Origin of the sequence: Micromonospora endophytica (assembly GCF_003236305.1) — a bacterium.
Taxonomy (GTDB): domain Bacteria; phylum Actinomycetota; class Actinomycetes; order Mycobacteriales; family Micromonosporaceae; genus Micromonospora; species Micromonospora endophytica.
Window position 1 is genome coordinate 1 of the sequence record NZ_POTX01000144.1, and the last position, 15,444, is coordinate 15,444.

Below are 15,444 nucleotides of genomic sequence, written 5' to 3' on the forward strand. Positions count from 1 at the left end.
GAAGGACCACTTCGTATCGGGGTTCTGCGTCTTTTCTCCGTACCCCGCCTGATCTGGCGCGTCCGACGCCTACCCGGCATTCCGGACAGCTACTGACTGCTACCGCCTGCTTGCGCGGAATGGCTCATTGAAATCCTGCGCGATACGGATAGAGGTTGAGGCAATGACGACGGACCGCCCGGTACTGATTGTGACGGACGTGCAGAACGGATTCGTTCGAGAGCAGTCGGCGCACATCGTGCCGATCATTGTTGACCTCGTTCGTCGTTGGCAAAAAGCCGGCGGCGAAACACTCTTTACCCGCTACTTCAACTACCCGGACAGCCCTTTTGAGCGCTTCTTTGGCTGGCAGCGACTCCAATTCGCGCCCGAGACTGACATCGTGACCGAGTTGCAGCCGTTCCTTGGCCACGGCATGGTACTAGACAAAACCATTTACAGCCCGTTCACCCCAGAAGGCATAAAGCTCTTCGAAGAGCAGGGGTGGAGATCCTTTTACTTCTGCGGCATAGCGACCGAAAGTTGCGTTTTAAAGGGGGCCGTGGATGCATTCGAGCGCAACTTCATACCGTGGCTCATCTCAGACGCATCCGCCAGCCACGCTGGCCCCGAGGCACACGCCGCCGGGCTCCTAGTCGCTCGACGGTTTATCGGCCCAGGCCAAGTGATCACCCGCGCTGACATTCCCGCCCCACTTCTCGGCGACTAGCTGGCGATTGATGCTGGATCGGCGGCTTGCGGGGCCGAGCCAGTGACAAAAATCCGACGATTGGGAGACCCTCTGCAGCAGGTGTGGTAGCCAGTCGGCCCGCATCCCTGAACTGCTTCAACAAGACCCACCCAAAGCGGACGGTGGCTCGAACGGGCGTTCTAGAGGGCGTAAGACGCCATTCCCCGAAACGGTCAGCAGGTTCTCACGGAAGGCAATCTGGTGTAGCCTCTCGCGCACAGCAGTACTGGCTGAAGCGCATGGCAAGGCGTTTCGCACTACCGGATGGGGGACTGCGGGTGGTGGCATTCTTCGAAAGCAAGAAAGCAGCGGCTATTCTCAAGCACGCGATCTTGAATCAATACATTGAACCGTTCACGATGAAGGCCGGGAAGTACTCCGCTGGAAACCGCGTTGCTTTCATTGATGGCTACGCCGGAGAGGGCCGATACGAAGATAATCAAGAGGGATCGCCTGCTCTTGTGCTGAGCAAAGCGAGACGCATTCAGGCACAACGAAACCTTGAGTGCTACTTCGTAGAGCACGACGCGGCGACGCTAGAAAAGCTTCGCTCCGTCATCGCCTCGGAAGGGCAGGGGCTAGTCGTTGAAACGTTCCTCGGAGACATCCAGGAACACCTCGACACGCTCTTGACACGGACCGCAACAACTCCCATGTTCGTCTTCCTAGACCCCTTCGGGTTGATGATTCCGTTCGAGTCAGCCGCGAGAATCTTCGACCGGCCGCGCTACGCTGGCGCCCCAGCGACCGAACTTTTGATCAACTTCAACGCCAATGCAATCAGACGCATCGCGGGGCACCTCACGAGCGAAAACTCCAATGAAGCCACGCTGATTCGAATGGATGAGGTCTGCGGTGGTGATTGGTGGCGGAAAACCTGGCTCGACGCGCTCCCTGATCGAGATGCGGCGGAAGAGGCGGTAGTTAACGGCTACGCAAGCCGGCTCGCCAAGGCTTGCAACGCCGGATGCTGGACGACGGATGTGCGTAATCGCGAGGACCTCAAGCCCGCCTATCACCTGGTCTTTGTAACTCGCCACCAGGACGGCATGTACCTGTTCGGGGAATCGATCTCGCTGGGATTGGAAAGCTGGCGCAAGGCAATTGCACTAAAAGACAACGGCAGTGATATGCTCTTCGATCCCGTCGAACTCTTCAAGGCAAGCGAGGAGCGTCTAGCGGAACGCTGGATCACGGAAATTGAGAAGAACCTAACGCAGCTCTTAGCCGCAGGACAGCCGTTCCAGATTCTCGATCGCTACAACGAGGTGTTCGGTAGCACGTTAGCCAAGGCCCGAGAGAAGCACCTACGGGCAGCATGGCGGCGCGTAAAAGCGGCTGGGCTTACTGATACCCCATCGACCGGAAAGCTACTCTTTAAGACAATTGCACCAAGATAGGCGAAGGGCGTTCGGCCGGGATTGGCATCTCCTCGTAAAGCAAACCGTCCAACTCTCGGCCGTTCGACTTCGGGGTCCTCCCGCCCCATTGCTTGAAAAAGAACGGAACGGCCTGGCTAGCACACGCGTCGCGCAGCTCACGCACCCATCCTGGGTCGAGCGGCCGGTGGTTAGGTCCGCTCTCTCCGCCCGCGATTAGCCAATGGATGCCCGCCAGATCGACGTTCGGCAGTGGTCCCAGTAGCGGCTCAGCCGAGATGAAGCGAACTGCTGACGGAACCTTGCGCAGTTCGTCAAGCCGCCAAAGCTGTTCTTCGGATTCCACACTAACACCGAACCACACATTCTTTGGCCAAGGAAGAAGAGCTGCCATTTTCGCCGCCCTGCGGGGCCGCTTCGTCAAAAGCTGATATGTATGACGGGGCGTTTCCTCCATGACTCGAAAGACCTGCTGAATGAACCCGTCTGTGACTCTGGCGTGGAAAAGGTCAGACATACTGTTCACGAAGACAGTTCGGGGTGCAGACCAGCGATGAGGAAGCGACAATGATTGCGGATGTTCGGTGACGGCGAAACCTGGTCCGCTAGTACGCGGGTCACCATCCGCCTGATATTTGGCATTTCCCATAGCTTTGAGACGTTTTGCCAGAGTAAGTGCGTAGCAGTTATCGCAGCCCGGAGAAATGCGGTCGCATCCCGTCGTTGGGTTCCAGGTCGCTTCGGTCCACTCAATCGCGCTCTTGTCACCCATCAGTCCACCGTACCCACCCGGTGTGTCAAGACCGTGCGCCACTCCCCAGAGTGCGCCTACAAGCGAGCTGAGCCGCCACGGCGGGGCACCTCGTCTCAGTTGCCGTCTCGTTCGGCTAGGTTCAAGGCCGTCCGGCCAGCCCGCGTCCCACGTTCTTGCTGCTGCCCGTACGGCTGCAACTCTCGGCGAACGCAGGACGGCAGACTTGGAAAGCGTGTTGGGTTCACACCCTCACGAGTTCGAATCTCGTATCCTCCGCTCGCACGAGCAGCACGCGCGACAGGGCCGGCCCCACGGGGACCGGCCCTGAGTCGTCCTGAAGGTCGAGGCCGCGGACAGGCCGGCCATCCTGGTCAGGAGATCCGGATCGCCAGGGTGGTAAGTGCGACGAAGGCGATGGCGGCCAGCACGATCCGGACCAGCCGCAGGCCGCGCCACCACGGCAGCAGCCAGAGCAGCAGCCAGAGCGCGGCGGCGACCAGGATGTGCCCGGCCGCGATGCCGAGGATCTCCTCTTCGCATCCGTTGACGGCCCGGACCGGCTCGCACACTTCCGGGTACGGCCCACCATCGTTGGCCAGCAGGGCCGCACAACAGGCCACCACCGGGGCCGCGATGAGCGTGAACAGCGGTACGAGCAGGTAGCCCGCCAGGTCGCGACGTCGGTCCCGCCACCCGGGGCGAGGCGGCGCAGCATCCAGCATGGTCAGGACCATAGGCGCATCGACGGCCACGCGCCGCCCCAAGCATGAACGGTTGACGGTATATAACGGCGAACGTACTATCGACCGCATGCAGGAACCCACCTTTCTGATCCTCACCGCGCTGGCGGCGCAGCCGCTGCACGGTTACGGAGTCATCCGAGCGGTCGACGAACTGTCAGGGGGCGAGGTCAAGCTGCGACCGGGCACCCTCTACGGCGCTCTTGACCGGCTGGCCGAGCAGGGCCTGGTAAGCGTCGACCGGGAGGAGGCCGTCGAGGGCAGGCTGCGCCGCTACTACCGGCTCAGCGACCCTGGCGCCGCCGCGCTGAAGACGCAGATCGAACGGTTGCGCCGGCACGCCGCAGCAGCCGAGACCCAGCTCGGCAAGCGCCTCGGCGACGCCCTCAGCTTCGGCCCGGTGACCGCATGACCGCCGCTTGGCCGCCGGCCGACCACAGCACCGCCGCCTGGCCGCCGGCCGACCACAGCACCACCGGCTGGCCGCCGGCCGACTCCGCGGTGCCGCTGGCCGACCACAGCACCGCCGGCTGGCCGGCTGCCGACGACCGGCTGGAGCGCGGGTATCGCCGGTTGCTCCTGGCCTTTCCGCGGCGGCACCGGCACCGGCACGGCACCGAGTTGGTGACCACGCTGCTGGAGATGGCGGAGCCGGGGCAGCGCCGGCCCCGCCTCACCGAGGCGCTGCACCTGGTTGGCAGCGGTCTGCGGCTGCGGTTCCGGCTGCCCGCCGGTCGCCCGATCATGGCACTCGCGGCGCTGCTCACCGCACTGGTCGTGGGCGGTTTCGGTGCCGCAGCCGGCTCGTGGCTGGGTGCGCAGACCTTCGCGGACCTGCCCGACGAGGCCGCCATGGCCCGGCTCACCCAGCAGGCTGGCGGAACGAGTGAACCGAGCCATTACCGGATAAGCACCAACTGGCACGCCGAGTGGGCGCAGACGACCAGCTCCGCCGCCGCCGGTTGGGACGCCGAGCAGGTCCGGCAACGGTTCGCCGACGGCGGCTGGTCGGTTTCCGCGTTGACACCGGTCTCCGGCAAGCGTTTCACCCTGCAAGAAGACGGCACCGAAGTCGAGACGCCGTTGAGCGGCGCGCGGTTCACCGCCGAGGCGAATGGTCTGCTCCTCGACGTACGTGGGTACATCGGCGGCGATTTCGGCAGCGTGCATGTCGATGCCGGGCCGGCGCGTACCGCCGCGTTTCTGCCGATTGTCATCGTCGGCACGGTGCTCGGGCTGGTTGTCGGCTGGCTGATCGCGGCGGCCGTCGCGTACCGGATGGCAGCGGCATCGCCCGGACGGCGGGTGACCGCCGCCGGGTTCTGGGGGCTCGCGCTGCTGGCGCTGGCGCTGCCTGCGGTCGCCCTCTACGGCAACCTCGTGCGGGTGATCCGCCACGGCGGTGTCGACCCCGGCGGCCTGCTCACCGTGCACAGCGCCTTCATTCCGGGCGAGTACTACTACCCCTTCGGCCCGGCCTGGCTGATCCTCGGGTTGAGCATCGCCGGGCTGGTGACCGCCGTCGCCACGGTGCTCGTCGCCCGGCCGGGCGAGCAACCACCGCAACCAGCGGTCGCGGCCGGCTGAGCTGCGCCGCGACGACAACGGGGACGGGGGCCGCCGGCGACGCCGCGCGGCCCCCGGTCGTCTGTCACTCACGGTTGGCGCCCGGTCCGGCACCCTTGGAAGTACGCGGACAGCCTCCTCACCCCCGCACACGTGCCCAGGACACGAAGCGGTCGAGCAGCCTGACGGCCGACGTGACCTCACCGAGTTCGGCGGCAGCCTCCTCGTGCACCGCCACGAGGTGGATGATCAGCCCGGCCCGGTCCTCCCGGTACCGCCCGAGCAACCGCAGCTTCGCCGCGCTGCACGGCCAGGCGATTCCGCAGGCCCGGCACCGCCACGTCGGACGCGACGGCAGGTGCTCCCGCCGACGACGGCTCATCGCCCCGCACCCCCGGGACCGGACGGTGGTGCCTGGCGGGTGGGGCAGGCGCGGATCAGGCCGGCCGGCATGACGTACAGCTCGCGACGGTCGACCGCGTCACCGCGCGCATCGAGTTGGTAGACCTCGATCCAGGTCCAGCCGTGATAGGTGCGCCTGTCGGTCCGTTCGCGGATCACCCGGACCGTGATCGACTTGCCGAACTGCGGTGATGCCGCGCGGGTCAGCAGGTACTCGTCCCCGGGCGCGATCACAGCACCAGCGCATCCGCACCCCGCCTGGCGCGACCCACCATTCCCCTCCCGCCGAGAGCGCCCAGCCCGGGGCAACCCACCTGGTTCCGCCCGCCGGAAGCCCGCAGCCCGGGGCAACCCACCTGGTTCCGCCCGCTGATGGTGCGTGGCTTGGTGCGGCATGGTGTTCACCTCGATCCGTCTCGCCGGGCCAACCGGCACCGGCTCGCCCGCCCGCTCGCTCGCTGGTCCGCTGGCCCGCATGGCCCGCAGGCCCGCATGGCCCGCAGGTCCGCAGGCCCGTCGGTCCGCAGGCCCGCAGGCCCGCAGGCCCGCAGGTCCGCAGGCCCGTCGGTCCGCAGGCCCGCAGGCCCGTCGGTCCGCAGGCCCGTCGGTCCGCAGGCCCGCAGGCCCGCAGGCCCGCAGGTCCGCAGGTCCGTCGGTCCGCGGGCTCGCGGGCTCGCGGTTGAACCGGCTGCGCTATCAGCTCGGTAGTGCGCGATGTAGTGGATGGGGGGCCGCCGTGGATCACCGCCGGTGACGGCGGCCCCCCGACGTACGCGGCCGCCGGGTCAGGGGATGAACCTCCACCGGCCACGCCGTCTGACCACCAATTTCTCTTCAGTAACGGGACAGCTACATGGCGTAGCTATATGGTGCGCAGATATTTGAGACGTCCGATCGGAGGACCCATGAACGATGCGCTCCGGGTGGCCCTGCGAGACACTGGCCACACCATCGAGTCACTCGCAGAGCACGTAGGCGTCGACCCGAAGACGGTGAGCCGCTGGCTGCTCGAAGATCGGATCCCGCATGCCCGGCACCGGCTCACTGCGGCAGATACGCTGCGCAAGAACGTCTCGGACATTTGGCCGGACATTTCACGGCGTCGCGCGTTGGTCTGGTTCCGCCCCTGGCAGGAGATCGAACGCGAGGCAACCACGCTGCGTTCGTACCAACCGCTAGTGGTTCCGGGCCTGCTCCAGACCGAGGCGTACGCCCGCGCGGTGCTCGCGGGCGGCGGCCTGATCCCCCGCAGCGAGGTGGAGCGACTGGTCGCCCACCGGATGTCCCGCCAGGTGATTCTGCAACACGAAGAGCCGCCGCGACTGACCGCCGTGCTGGACGAGTCGGTGCTCCGCCGCCCGGTCGGCGGCCCAGCCGTCATGCGCGAGCAGTTGCTGGCCCTCGCCGAGGCCGCCGGCCAACCGCACACCCGGGTCTACGTGGTGCCGTCCACAGTGGGGGAATATGCCGGGCTGAACGGCCCATTCGTGCTTGCCACGGCGGCGGATCACCGCATCGCCGGCTACCTGGACAACCAGCTCCAGGGACAGGTGGTTAGCGAGCAGGCCGATATCGCGGCGATACTTACCGTATGGGAGAACGTGCGCGGCGAGACGCTGTCGCACTGGCAGTCCGTCGAACTGATCAGGGAGGTGGCGGAGTCGTGGAATTGAACGATCTCAACAACGCCCGGTGGCGCAAGAGCAGCCGCAGCAGCGGCAACGGCGGTGACTGCGTCGAGGTGGCCGGCAACCTGCCGGGCGTGGTCGGCGTACGCGACTCGAAGGATCCCACCGGCCCGGTGCTGGCGTTCGCCCCGGCCGCCTGGCGGGCATTCGTCACCCAGATCAACAAGAGCTGACCCCGTCGTACACATGTTCTATCCACAGGCTGTGGACGGCCGGTGAGCTACCAGCTCAGCGCGATCATCGCGGACGCCGACCTGCTGCGCGAGGAGGCCCGCGAGCTGGATCACGCGGTCCTCGGCCGGCTGCGGCAGGACTTCGCGCTCCTGCCGGTGACCCCACAGCTGGTGGAGGAACTGACCGGCACCCCGCCCGACTACGCCCTCGACGAGCCCGGCCCGGAGCAGCCGTTCACCCTCACCTTCTCCCCAACCTTCACCGAGGTGCTGGTGCGCTGGTCCCGGCACGGCCCGGTGGCGTACGTCGAGGCGGAGTTCGCCGGTGGGGCCGGGCACCAGGCGGCGGCGGTCTGGTTGGGCGGGGCGCTGGCCTGGGGGCCGCGCTTCGACGCGGCGTTCGACGGGCCGCGGCCGGACTGGCCGATCAACGCCGCCCTGGTCGAGCTGGGCGCCGAACCGGGACGCTGGATCGACCCCTTCGCCGAGCTGGGCCTGCACGTCGAGCGGAGCACGGAGGGGTGGCTCGCGCACGGGCGGCGCGGGCTCAGCGCCGACTACTGGGACGAGTTGGCCGAAGAATGGGAAGCCCGGCAATAACCTCTCCGCTCCCGTCACGTTGGGGACTGGGGGATTCCATGAAATTGCGACAATTCGGCTTCATCACCATACTGCTGTTGGCTGCCTCGGCATCGGGCAGTGGACCCATGTCACCGAGCACCACCGCCGTCCACGAACCCGTCGCCTCGGTCACCGTGGTCGGCCTCGACGGGGTCGCCGACGTGGACTTCGGCGACTCCGAGAGCGAGCTGACCCGGCGCGGCATACTCCGTACCGACGTCGACGCCTGCGGTCCCACGCTGGCCGGGCTGGACATGATCAGCCCGATCTTCATTAAGGGCCGGCTGGTGCTGCTCTGGGCCGGTGACCCGGTGCACACGCCCGAAGGCGTCACCACCGGCACACCAATCGCCGAGGTCAAGGCCCGATATCCGAGCGTACGCGCGCTGCACGCACCACAGGGGACACACCGCTTCGACGGCCTGATCGCCAGCGACGGAGATCGGGCGTACCTCTTCCTGCACGACGGCACGCAGGTCCGCAAAATCATCGCCGGCTACGCCCACTGGGCCCACCGCCTCTTCCTGGACGGCCACGCCCCCTGCTGACCGCCGGCGTGCGCCGGTAGACCACCATCTCGTCGATCAGTAGTACAGGCCCCCGGACTGGGGGGTGGCGAGTCGGCGTCCGTACCACTTGGGCCAGACGAATTCGGTGCGCAGGCTCAGGCCGCTCCACGAGGTGGACAGCGGGACCAGCCCACCGGAGCCACCGTGGAACTGGGCGGCCGACCCAGAACCAAAACCGCTCTGGTCACCGCTCACCTCCTCGCCGGGGGACGTCACGAGCGCGTCCAGCGGACCCTTGCCGTCGAGGTTGAGGATCGCGACCGCCCCACCGAACCGGTCACCACGCTCCGCCCCACCCGGGACAACCGCGTGATCCTGATCGAACCCCTGGGCACCACTGCCCGTCAGCCCCGAGCCGGAACCCTTCAACAACACCACAGTGCCCGCCTCGACCTTCGTACCGATCGCCTCACCCGGCGCACCCACCAACACGTCGGCCCGACCGTCACCTGTCACGTCACCCACCGCCAGCGCCGCACCGAACAGGTCACCGGCCTCCGGCGAACCCGGCACACCCGCCGTCCGCTGGGAGAAGAGCTTCACCGCGCTGCTGGAGAGCCCGGCCGAGTTGCCGGGGAAGACCGCGACCACGCCCTCGTTGCCGTGCGGGATCTGAGCGTACGGCGCTCCAGCGATCACCTCGCCCGACCCGTCGCCGTTCACGTCGCCGATCGCCAGCGACATGCCCACGTCCCACACGTAGCTGTCGCTGCGACCCGTCGCGCTGCGCAGCGCCGCGCCGGTGACCGAAGTGGCCCCGCTGAGCTTCACCCCACTCGCCGAACCCCACATCAGCGTGAGCATGCCGCTGCCCGTCGGAGAAGTGCTCTTGTTCTCCTGCGGCGCACCGATGACCAGGTCGGCGTACTTGTTGTTGTTGACCTTCCCGATGGCGAGGGTCCAGCCGAAGTTGTCGCCACGTTCGGCCGAACCGGGCACCGCAGCCTGGTCCTGATGCAGTTGCTGCGCCCCGGTCGCGGTCAACCCGGCGGTGCCGCCGTACAGCACGGTGACCGCACCGGCCTCCTTGACGCTGCCGATCGCCTCGCCGTACGCCCCGATCGCCAGGTCGTCCCGGCCGTCGCCGTTGAGATCACCGGCCGCCAGCGCCGACCCGAAGAAGTCGCCCTCCTCGGCGGCACCCGGCACGCCGGCCGTGCTCTGGCTGAAGTGCTTCGCCGAGTCGATCCGCAGGCCGGTGCTGCTGCCCGGGATCACCCAGACCCCTCCGGCGTGCACCTTCGCACTCTGGTCGTACTCCTGCGCCTCGCTGGCGGCCAGGTCGTCGTAGCCGTCGCCGTTGAAGTCACCGACGGCGAGAACCTCCCCGAAGCAGACGCAGCCGCCGGCCGGCGAGACCGCCGTGGCGTAGTAGTCGACGTACGGTGCCGAGGAGTAGCGGACCACCACCAGACCGGCCGGCGACTGCGGCATGTCGTGTTCGAAAGGATCGGCAGAGGCGGCGATGTCGTCGATGCCGTCGCCGTCGAAGTCAGACCGGGTCGGCCCGGTCCCCGTCTGCGGGGTGGCCGTCTTCGCCACCCGGTACTGCTGGAGGACGACCCCGTCGCGGGTCACCGTCCAGTAATCGCTCGCCGCCGCCTGCGCTGGCGCGCTGATCGCCATGCCGGCGGCAACCGCCAGCATGGACACTCCGGCAATGCTCCGTCGCATCGAACCCCCGCTTTCATCGGAAATGAGCCGCCCAGTGGCGCCGGCCCTGAGCCGGCTCAGGAGTGCGGACCGACGATACGCATGCCGAACGACATCGGCCGGAGCCGGTCGGTGCTCAGCGACACGCCGCTCCACGAGCCCGCCTGCGGCACGAGGCCGCTTGCGGAGCCGTGGAACCGGGACACCGTCCCGGACGGATAACCGGCCTGGTCACCGGCGACCTCCTCACCGGCCGACGCCACCAGGGCGTCCAGCGGGCCCTTGCCGTCGAGGTTGAGGATCGCGACCGCCCCACCGAACCGGTCATCGCGCTCCGCGCCGCCCGGAACGACCGAGTGGTCCTGGTCGAACCCCTGGGCACCGCTGCCGGTCAGCCCCGAGGCGGAACCCTTCAACAGCACGACCGTGCCCGCGCCGGTCTTCGTGCCGATCGCCTCGCCGGGTGCACCCACCAGCACGTCGGCCCGGCCGTCACCTGTCACGTCACCCACCGCCAGCGCCGCACCGAACCGGTCATCCGATTCGGGGCTGCCCGGCATACCTGCCGTACGCTGCGTAATGATCTTCACGGCGCTGCCGGAGAGGCCGCCCGAACGGCCGGTGAAGACCGCGATCAGACCACCGTTGATGTGCGGCGTCTGCGCGCCGGACGCCCCGGCGATGACCTCACTGAACCCGTCGCCGTTCACGTCGCCGATGGCGAGCGCGTCGCCGAGATACCAGGCGATGGTGTCGGCGCGACCCGTCGCCTTCTGCACCGCCGCGCCGGTGACCGAGGTGGCCCCGCTCAGCTTCACCCCGTTGGCCGAGCCCCACATCAGGGTCACCATGCCGGTGCCGGTCCAGGCGTTGCCGTCGTTCTCCTGGGGCGCGCCGATGACCAGGTCGGCGTACTTGTTGTTGTTGAATTTCCCGATCGCGAGGGTCCCGCCGAAGTGGTCACGGCGTTCCGCCGAGCCGGGCACCGCGGCCTGGTTCTGGTGCAACTGCTGGACGCCCGTGGTCCGCAGGCCGCTGACTCCGCCGTAGAGGACGGTGACCGCGCCGGCCTCCTCGACGCTGCCGATCGCCTCGCCGAACGCCCCGATCGCCAGGTCGTCCCGGCCGTCGCCGTTGATGTCGCCGGCCGCCAGCGCCGACCCGAACCAGTCGTAGTCTTCCGCCGCGCCCGGCACCCCCGGCGAACTCTGGTTGAAGTGCTGCGCCGAGTCGACAAGCAGCCCGGTGCGGCTGCCCGGGAACACCCAGACGCCACCGGCATGGGTCTTGTTTCCCGGATCGACCTCGTCCGAGTCGCCGATCGCCAGGTCGTCGTAGCCGTCACCGTTGAAGTCACCGGCCGCGAGTGCCGCGCCGAAACAGCCACAGCCGCTGCCGGTGGAGAGCACACCCGCGTAGTAGTCGACCTGCGGCGCCGACGAGTAGCGGACCACGACCAGACCGGTCGGATAGTGCGGCAGGCCGGTGTTCCACAGGTCGCTGGTGATCGCGACGTCGTCGACACCGTCGCCGTCAAAGTCGGAGCGGGTCGGCCCCGTCCCCTTCATCGGGGTGACCGCCTTCGCCACCCGCTGGTATTGAAGGACCACACCCTCCCGGGTGATCGTCCGGAACTCGTCCGCCGCTGCCTGGGCGGGGACACTCACCGCCAACGCGGTCAGCACCGCCACTGTGGACAGGCCGGCAAGCTTGCCTCGCACCAGAATCCCCCGCTTCTTGGTAGTCGCTCCCACATCCTAGGGAGGCGTCGATCGATGACCATGCCTGGTCGGTCAGAGATCATCACCCGGACGGCCAGCAAGCCACCCGGCAACACCAGCAGGTTCGCACACGCGTACGACAAGATGGAGGCGAGAAACGGGAATGCCCGATCGACCCCTGCGGATCAACCGGGCACTCCCGGGCGGTGGCGACGGGACTCGAACCCGCGGAGGGCATAAACCCCACAAGTTTCGAGGTCTCACAGGGCGACCCGCCGAGGGTCACCCTGGCTTCCTTCAGACACAAGACCCATCAGAAGACAAGTGTCGATAAGCTGACTTCGCTTCATCTTGTCCGCAACACGCAATTGATCATAGCGTTAGCCCATGCAGTCAAGAATTTCACGGTTTTGGAGAAGAAGTGGATCCACAAACGAGGCGAAGTGGCTGGACATCATCAGCGACGGCTCTCAAGACTGGCATCCCGACTACATCCGAAGCCAAATCCTTGACGCCGAAGAGAAGCTTCATCTCCAAATCCTATGGCGAAAAGCCGGGATCGTCTGGATCTTCCTAGTAAATACCGCCCTCATCGCAGCAGCAATAGCCGCATCCTTCTCTGCCTTCGACCAGCTATCCCAGTTCTCCTCAGAGCTGTACATTGCATGCGCCGTATCACTGCTAGCTTCGCCAGCGCTAGCCTACTTGCAGTACAAGCGCATGAGGAACACCCGCATAATCATCAAAAAGCTCCACGTCGTCCGTCGACGCACCCAAGCCGAGCAAGACAGAAGCACGAGCAGCGGGAACGACTCGGCACTACTCGCACAGAAGCGCTACAGGGACGATGTCCCTGACCTGGTCTCACAGTTTCGCGAAGATGCAGGACGAACGCGAGGGATCCATAACCGCTTCCAGAGCGTAATCATCGTCGGCTCCGTCGCCACCTCTGCGATTGCCACCGCGTCCGTATCTTTCAGCCAGGCAAGGTGGGCAACTGTGGCGGCTAGCGCCGCTGTCGGACTAGCCGCAGGGTTCACCGGGTACTTCAAGTACCACGAGCGCAGCTTCAACTCACAACAGACAGCCGACGCGATTGAACGCGAGTACGAGGCTGTCGAGCTTCGCGTGGGCAAGTACGCGAAGCTAAACGATGCGGAGGCGTACACCCTCTTCGCGGAGTGCGTTGAAAGGCTGCGCGACGAGCAGAACAAGCGGCAGCAGCAGCTCGACCAGCCCGCCGAGGTCAAACGCGAAGAGTGACAAGGGGCTCACTGTCGCCACCCCTGGTGGACTGCGGTTGACGCCGACTGAGACCACAACTGAGACCAGATGCGGAACGCCCGGCCGGTCCAGACGGACCGACCGGGCGTTCTCGCTGTTCACGAGCGGTGGCGGCGGGATTTGAACCCGCGGAGGGCGTAAACCCTCACACGCTTTCGAGGCGTGCTCCTTAGGCCACTCGGACACGCCACCGCCGACGAGGGTACAGGACCGGCCGTTCCGACGCCGAACCGGTCCCGGCCAGGCGGGCCTGGCAGGATCTCTGCCATGAGTACGCACATCGGCGCGAAGCCGGGCGAGATCGCCGAGCGGGTCCTGATGCCGGGTGACCCCCTGCGGGCCAAGTGGATCGCGGAGACCTACCTCGAGGGCGCGACCTGCTACTCGACGGTGCGGGGGATGTTGGGCTTCACCGGCCGCTGGCAGGGGACGGAGGTCTCCGTGCAGGGTTCCGGGATGGGCATGCCGTCGGCCTCGATCTACGCGCACGAACTGGTGAACGAGTACGGCGTGAAGTCGCTGATCCGGGTCGGTTCCTGTGGCGCGTTGACCGAGGATCTCCAGTTGCGGGACGTGATCGCGGCGAGCGGATCGTCGACCGACTCGAACATGAACCGGATGCGGTTCGACGGGCTGATCGACTACGCCCCGGTCGCCGACTTCGGGCTGCTGCGTACCTCGGTGGAGGTGGCCGAGCGGCGCGGCATCGCGATGCGGGTCGGGCCGATCCTGGCCGCGGACGCCTTCTACACCGACCGGCCGGACCTCTACGACATGCTCGCGGACTACGGCGTGCTGGCGGTGGAGATGGAGTCGGCCGCGCTCTACACGATCGCCGCCCGCTTCAGGGCTCGCGCGTTGACGCTGCTGACCGTCAGCGACCACATCAAGACCGGCGAGAAGACCACCTCGCAGGAGCGGGAGCAGACGTTCAGCCAGATGGTCGAGATCGCCCTAGACACCATCACCACCTGACCCCCCCGTTACCCCCCTCGCCGATCTAGGGACGATTGTCGCTTGTTGATCTCCACGAACGACGAAAGCCCCTAGATCGACAGGGCGGGTCGAGGGGTGCCCATAGCAGAGATGGCATCGGGAGGGGGGTTTTCCACAGGACGCCCGGTTGTCCACAGGAGGAGCGGTCGGGACGGCGTCCGGGACGGTCAGCGGACAGAGTGACCGGCCATGGATCTCTATGCGCAAGCGGCAGACTACCCTCGGCGACTTCCGCCTGCTCCACGCCCGCAACAGTACGGTCAGCTGCTTGCCAGCGGCCTCTCGGCAGGCACCATCCGGTGGCGGGCGAACCGGACATCGGACCTACAGCGGATGCACCAGGGCTTCTACCTGCCCGGCCCGGACAAGCCAGGGCTGCTTGGCTCGGCACGGGCCGCACTACATGCCGCCTCCCCGTTGGCGGTGCTGGGGTTTCAGACTGCCGCACTGTTGCACGGATTCGGTGTGACACCGAGCCGAACGATTCACCTGCTGATCCCCGCGACGACCCCGTTTCCTCAGCGCGACGGGGTGACGGCGCACCAGTACGTCCTACCGCTCGACGATGTCGTCCGGGTACACGGACTACCCTGCGCTCCGCCGGCTCGCTGTGCGGTTGACCTGGCCCGCACGCTACCCCGCCAAAGGGCCTTGCCTGTCCTCGATGCCGCACTGTTCGCCGGGGCGTTGGAGAGCGACGACCTACGTGCCGAGGTCGCCCGGCATGACGGACTGAGGGGCGTACGCCAGGCCCGAGAGTTGGTGCTCCTAGCCGATGGTCGAGCAGAATGCCGGCAGGAGACGTTACTGCGGCTGGCCCTACACGACGCCGGGATCACCGGTTTCGTGCCGCAACTTCCCTTGTTTCAGGATGGCAGGCTCCGCTACCGCCTCGACCTCGGTGATCCCGTTCACATGATCGCCCTGGAATACGACGGCTCCTCCCACCTCGACGTCCATCGCCTGAGGCGGGACCGATCCCGCCACAACTGGCTCCAGCGTCAGGGCTGGCTCGTGTACTACGCCACCGCCCCCGACCTCCATGACCCGTCGTCGATCATCCAAACCCTTCTCACTGCACGTCGATCTAGGGCGTATCGTCGTCCAAGGAGATCAACTAACGACGATAGGTCCTAGATCGACGTGCTGGGGCGGTGGGGCGTGGGGC

At 66.8% G+C, this 15,444-nt stretch carries 17 protein-coding genes, 1 tRNA gene and 1 pseudogene; 11 read left to right on the plus strand and 8 right to left on the minus strand.

All coding sequences use genetic code 11. From position 1 onward, the window contains the following. Nucleotides 1–163: 163 nt before the first annotated feature. Nucleotides 164–709, plus strand: a complete 546-nt coding sequence (locus C1I93_RS19615; protein ID WP_111244759.1) for a cysteine hydrolase family protein — start codon at nt 164–166, stop codon at nt 707–709. A 299-nt stretch (nt 710–1,008) separates the two neighbouring features. Continuing rightward, the gene (gene tcmP, locus C1I93_RS19620; protein ID WP_181445242.1) at nt 1,009–2,130 is read left to right on the plus strand and encodes a three-Cys-motif partner protein TcmP; all 1,122 of its coding nucleotides are present in this window, start codon (nt 1,009–1,011) and stop codon (nt 2,128–2,130) included. Here tcmP and C1I93_RS19625 read toward each other — a convergent pair. After that, entirely contained in the window at nt 2,108–2,881 is a 774-nt protein-coding gene (locus tag C1I93_RS19625; protein WP_111244761.1) for a DUF5131 family protein, read from the minus strand. The genes tcmP and C1I93_RS19625 overlap by 23 nt on opposite strands. A 353-nt stretch (nt 2,882–3,234) precedes the next feature. After that, nucleotides 3,235–3,585, minus strand: a complete 351-nt coding sequence (locus tag C1I93_RS19630; RefSeq protein ID WP_146603531.1) for a hypothetical protein — start codon at nt 3,583–3,585, stop codon at nt 3,235–3,237. 88 nt (nt 3,586–3,673) lie between these two features. Here C1I93_RS19630 and C1I93_RS19635 point away from each other — a divergent pair, with 88 nt between their 5' ends. Then, complete coding sequence (locus C1I93_RS19635; RefSeq protein ID WP_111244763.1) at nt 3,674–4,015, plus strand: PadR family transcriptional regulator; 342 nt, start codon at nt 3,674–3,676, stop codon at nt 4,013–4,015. Continuing rightward, nucleotides 4,012–5,190 (plus strand): hypothetical protein, encoded by a 1,179-nt coding sequence (locus C1I93_RS19640; RefSeq protein WP_111244764.1) that lies wholly within the window; start codon nt 4,012–4,014, stop codon nt 5,188–5,190. Before C1I93_RS19635 ends, C1I93_RS19640 begins: the two co-directional genes overlap by 4 nt. A 118-nt stretch (nt 5,191–5,308) precedes the next feature. Here the strand turns inward: C1I93_RS19640 and C1I93_RS19645 are convergent, their stop codons facing one another. Both C1I93_RS19645 and C1I93_RS19650 read right to left on the minus strand, forming a co-directional pair. Beyond that, entirely contained in the window at nt 5,309–5,551 is a 243-nt protein-coding gene (locus C1I93_RS19645) for a flavin reductase (RefSeq protein ID WP_111244765.1), read from the minus strand. Further along, the gene (locus C1I93_RS19650; protein WP_223256729.1) at nt 5,548–5,805 is read right to left on the minus strand and encodes a hypothetical protein; all 258 of its coding nucleotides are present in this window, start codon (nt 5,803–5,805) and stop codon (nt 5,548–5,550) included. Before C1I93_RS19650 ends, C1I93_RS19645 begins: the two co-directional genes overlap by 4 nt. Nucleotides 5,806–6,476: 671 nt before the next feature. On the opposite strand from C1I93_RS19650, the gene C1I93_RS19655 reads away from it, so the two are divergent. From C1I93_RS19655 to C1I93_RS19670, 4 genes are all read left to right on the plus strand, one after another. Next, a complete protein-coding gene (locus tag C1I93_RS19655; RefSeq protein ID WP_111244766.1) occupies nt 6,477–7,244 on the plus strand; it encodes a helix-turn-helix domain-containing protein in 768 nt (255 codons plus the stop codon). After that, nucleotides 7,241–7,432: a DUF397 domain-containing protein gene (locus C1I93_RS19660; RefSeq protein WP_111244767.1), complete on the plus strand. Its 192-nt coding sequence runs from the start codon at nt 7,241–7,243 to the stop codon at nt 7,430–7,432. The genes C1I93_RS19655 and C1I93_RS19660 overlap by 4 nt, the downstream gene beginning before the upstream one ends. A gap of 42 nt (nt 7,433–7,474) precedes the next feature. Next, entirely contained in the window at nt 7,475–8,032 is a 558-nt protein-coding gene (locus tag C1I93_RS19665; RefSeq protein WP_111244768.1) for a hypothetical protein, read from the plus strand. 74 nt (nt 8,033–8,106) lie between these two features. Beyond that, complete coding sequence (locus C1I93_RS19670; RefSeq protein ID WP_111244772.1) at nt 8,107–8,601, plus strand: hypothetical protein; 495 nt, start codon at nt 8,107–8,109, stop codon at nt 8,599–8,601. Between the two features lie 36 nt (nt 8,602–8,637). Here C1I93_RS19670 and C1I93_RS19675 read toward each other — a convergent pair whose 3' ends face one another. Continuing rightward, nucleotides 8,638–10,296, minus strand: coding sequence for a VCBS repeat-containing protein (locus tag C1I93_RS19675; RefSeq protein WP_111244769.1), 1,659 nt, complete (start codon nt 10,294–10,296; stop codon nt 8,638–8,640). A gap of 56 nt (nt 10,297–10,352) precedes the next feature. Next, nucleotides 10,353–11,996, minus strand: a complete 1,644-nt coding sequence (locus C1I93_RS19680) for an FG-GAP-like repeat-containing protein (protein WP_223256731.1) — start codon at nt 11,994–11,996, stop codon at nt 10,353–10,355. Nucleotides 11,997–12,383: 387 nt separating this feature from the next. Here C1I93_RS19680 and C1I93_RS32610 point away from each other — a divergent pair, with 387 nt between their 5' ends. Next, nucleotides 12,384–13,259, plus strand: coding sequence for a DUF4231 domain-containing protein (locus tag C1I93_RS32610; RefSeq protein ID WP_223256732.1), 876 nt, complete (start codon nt 12,384–12,386; stop codon nt 13,257–13,259). A gap of 126 nt (nt 13,260–13,385) precedes the next feature. On the opposite strand, the gene C1I93_RS19690 is transcribed toward C1I93_RS32610, so the two are convergent. Then, nucleotides 13,386–13,472: transfer RNA gene (locus tag C1I93_RS19690), tRNA-Ser, on the minus strand. A gap of 75 nt (nt 13,473–13,547) precedes the next feature. On the opposite strand from C1I93_RS19690, the gene deoD reads away from it, so the two are divergent. Further along, a complete protein-coding gene (deoD, locus tag C1I93_RS19695; RefSeq protein WP_111244770.1) occupies nt 13,548–14,255 on the plus strand; it encodes a purine-nucleoside phosphorylase in 708 nt (235 codons plus the stop codon). A 354-nt stretch (nt 14,256–14,609) separates the two neighbouring features. Then, nucleotides 14,610–15,026 (plus strand): annotated as a pseudogene (locus tag C1I93_RS33390) (type IV toxin-antitoxin system AbiEi family antitoxin); the annotation flags it as partial. Nucleotides 15,027–15,095: 69 nt separating this feature from the next. Here the strand turns inward: C1I93_RS33390 and C1I93_RS31690 are convergent. Further along, the gene (locus tag C1I93_RS31690; protein ID WP_181445243.1) at nt 15,096–15,236 is read right to left on the minus strand and encodes a hypothetical protein; all 141 of its coding nucleotides are present in this window, start codon (nt 15,234–15,236) and stop codon (nt 15,096–15,098) included. Nucleotides 15,237–15,444: the final 208 nt, after the last annotated feature.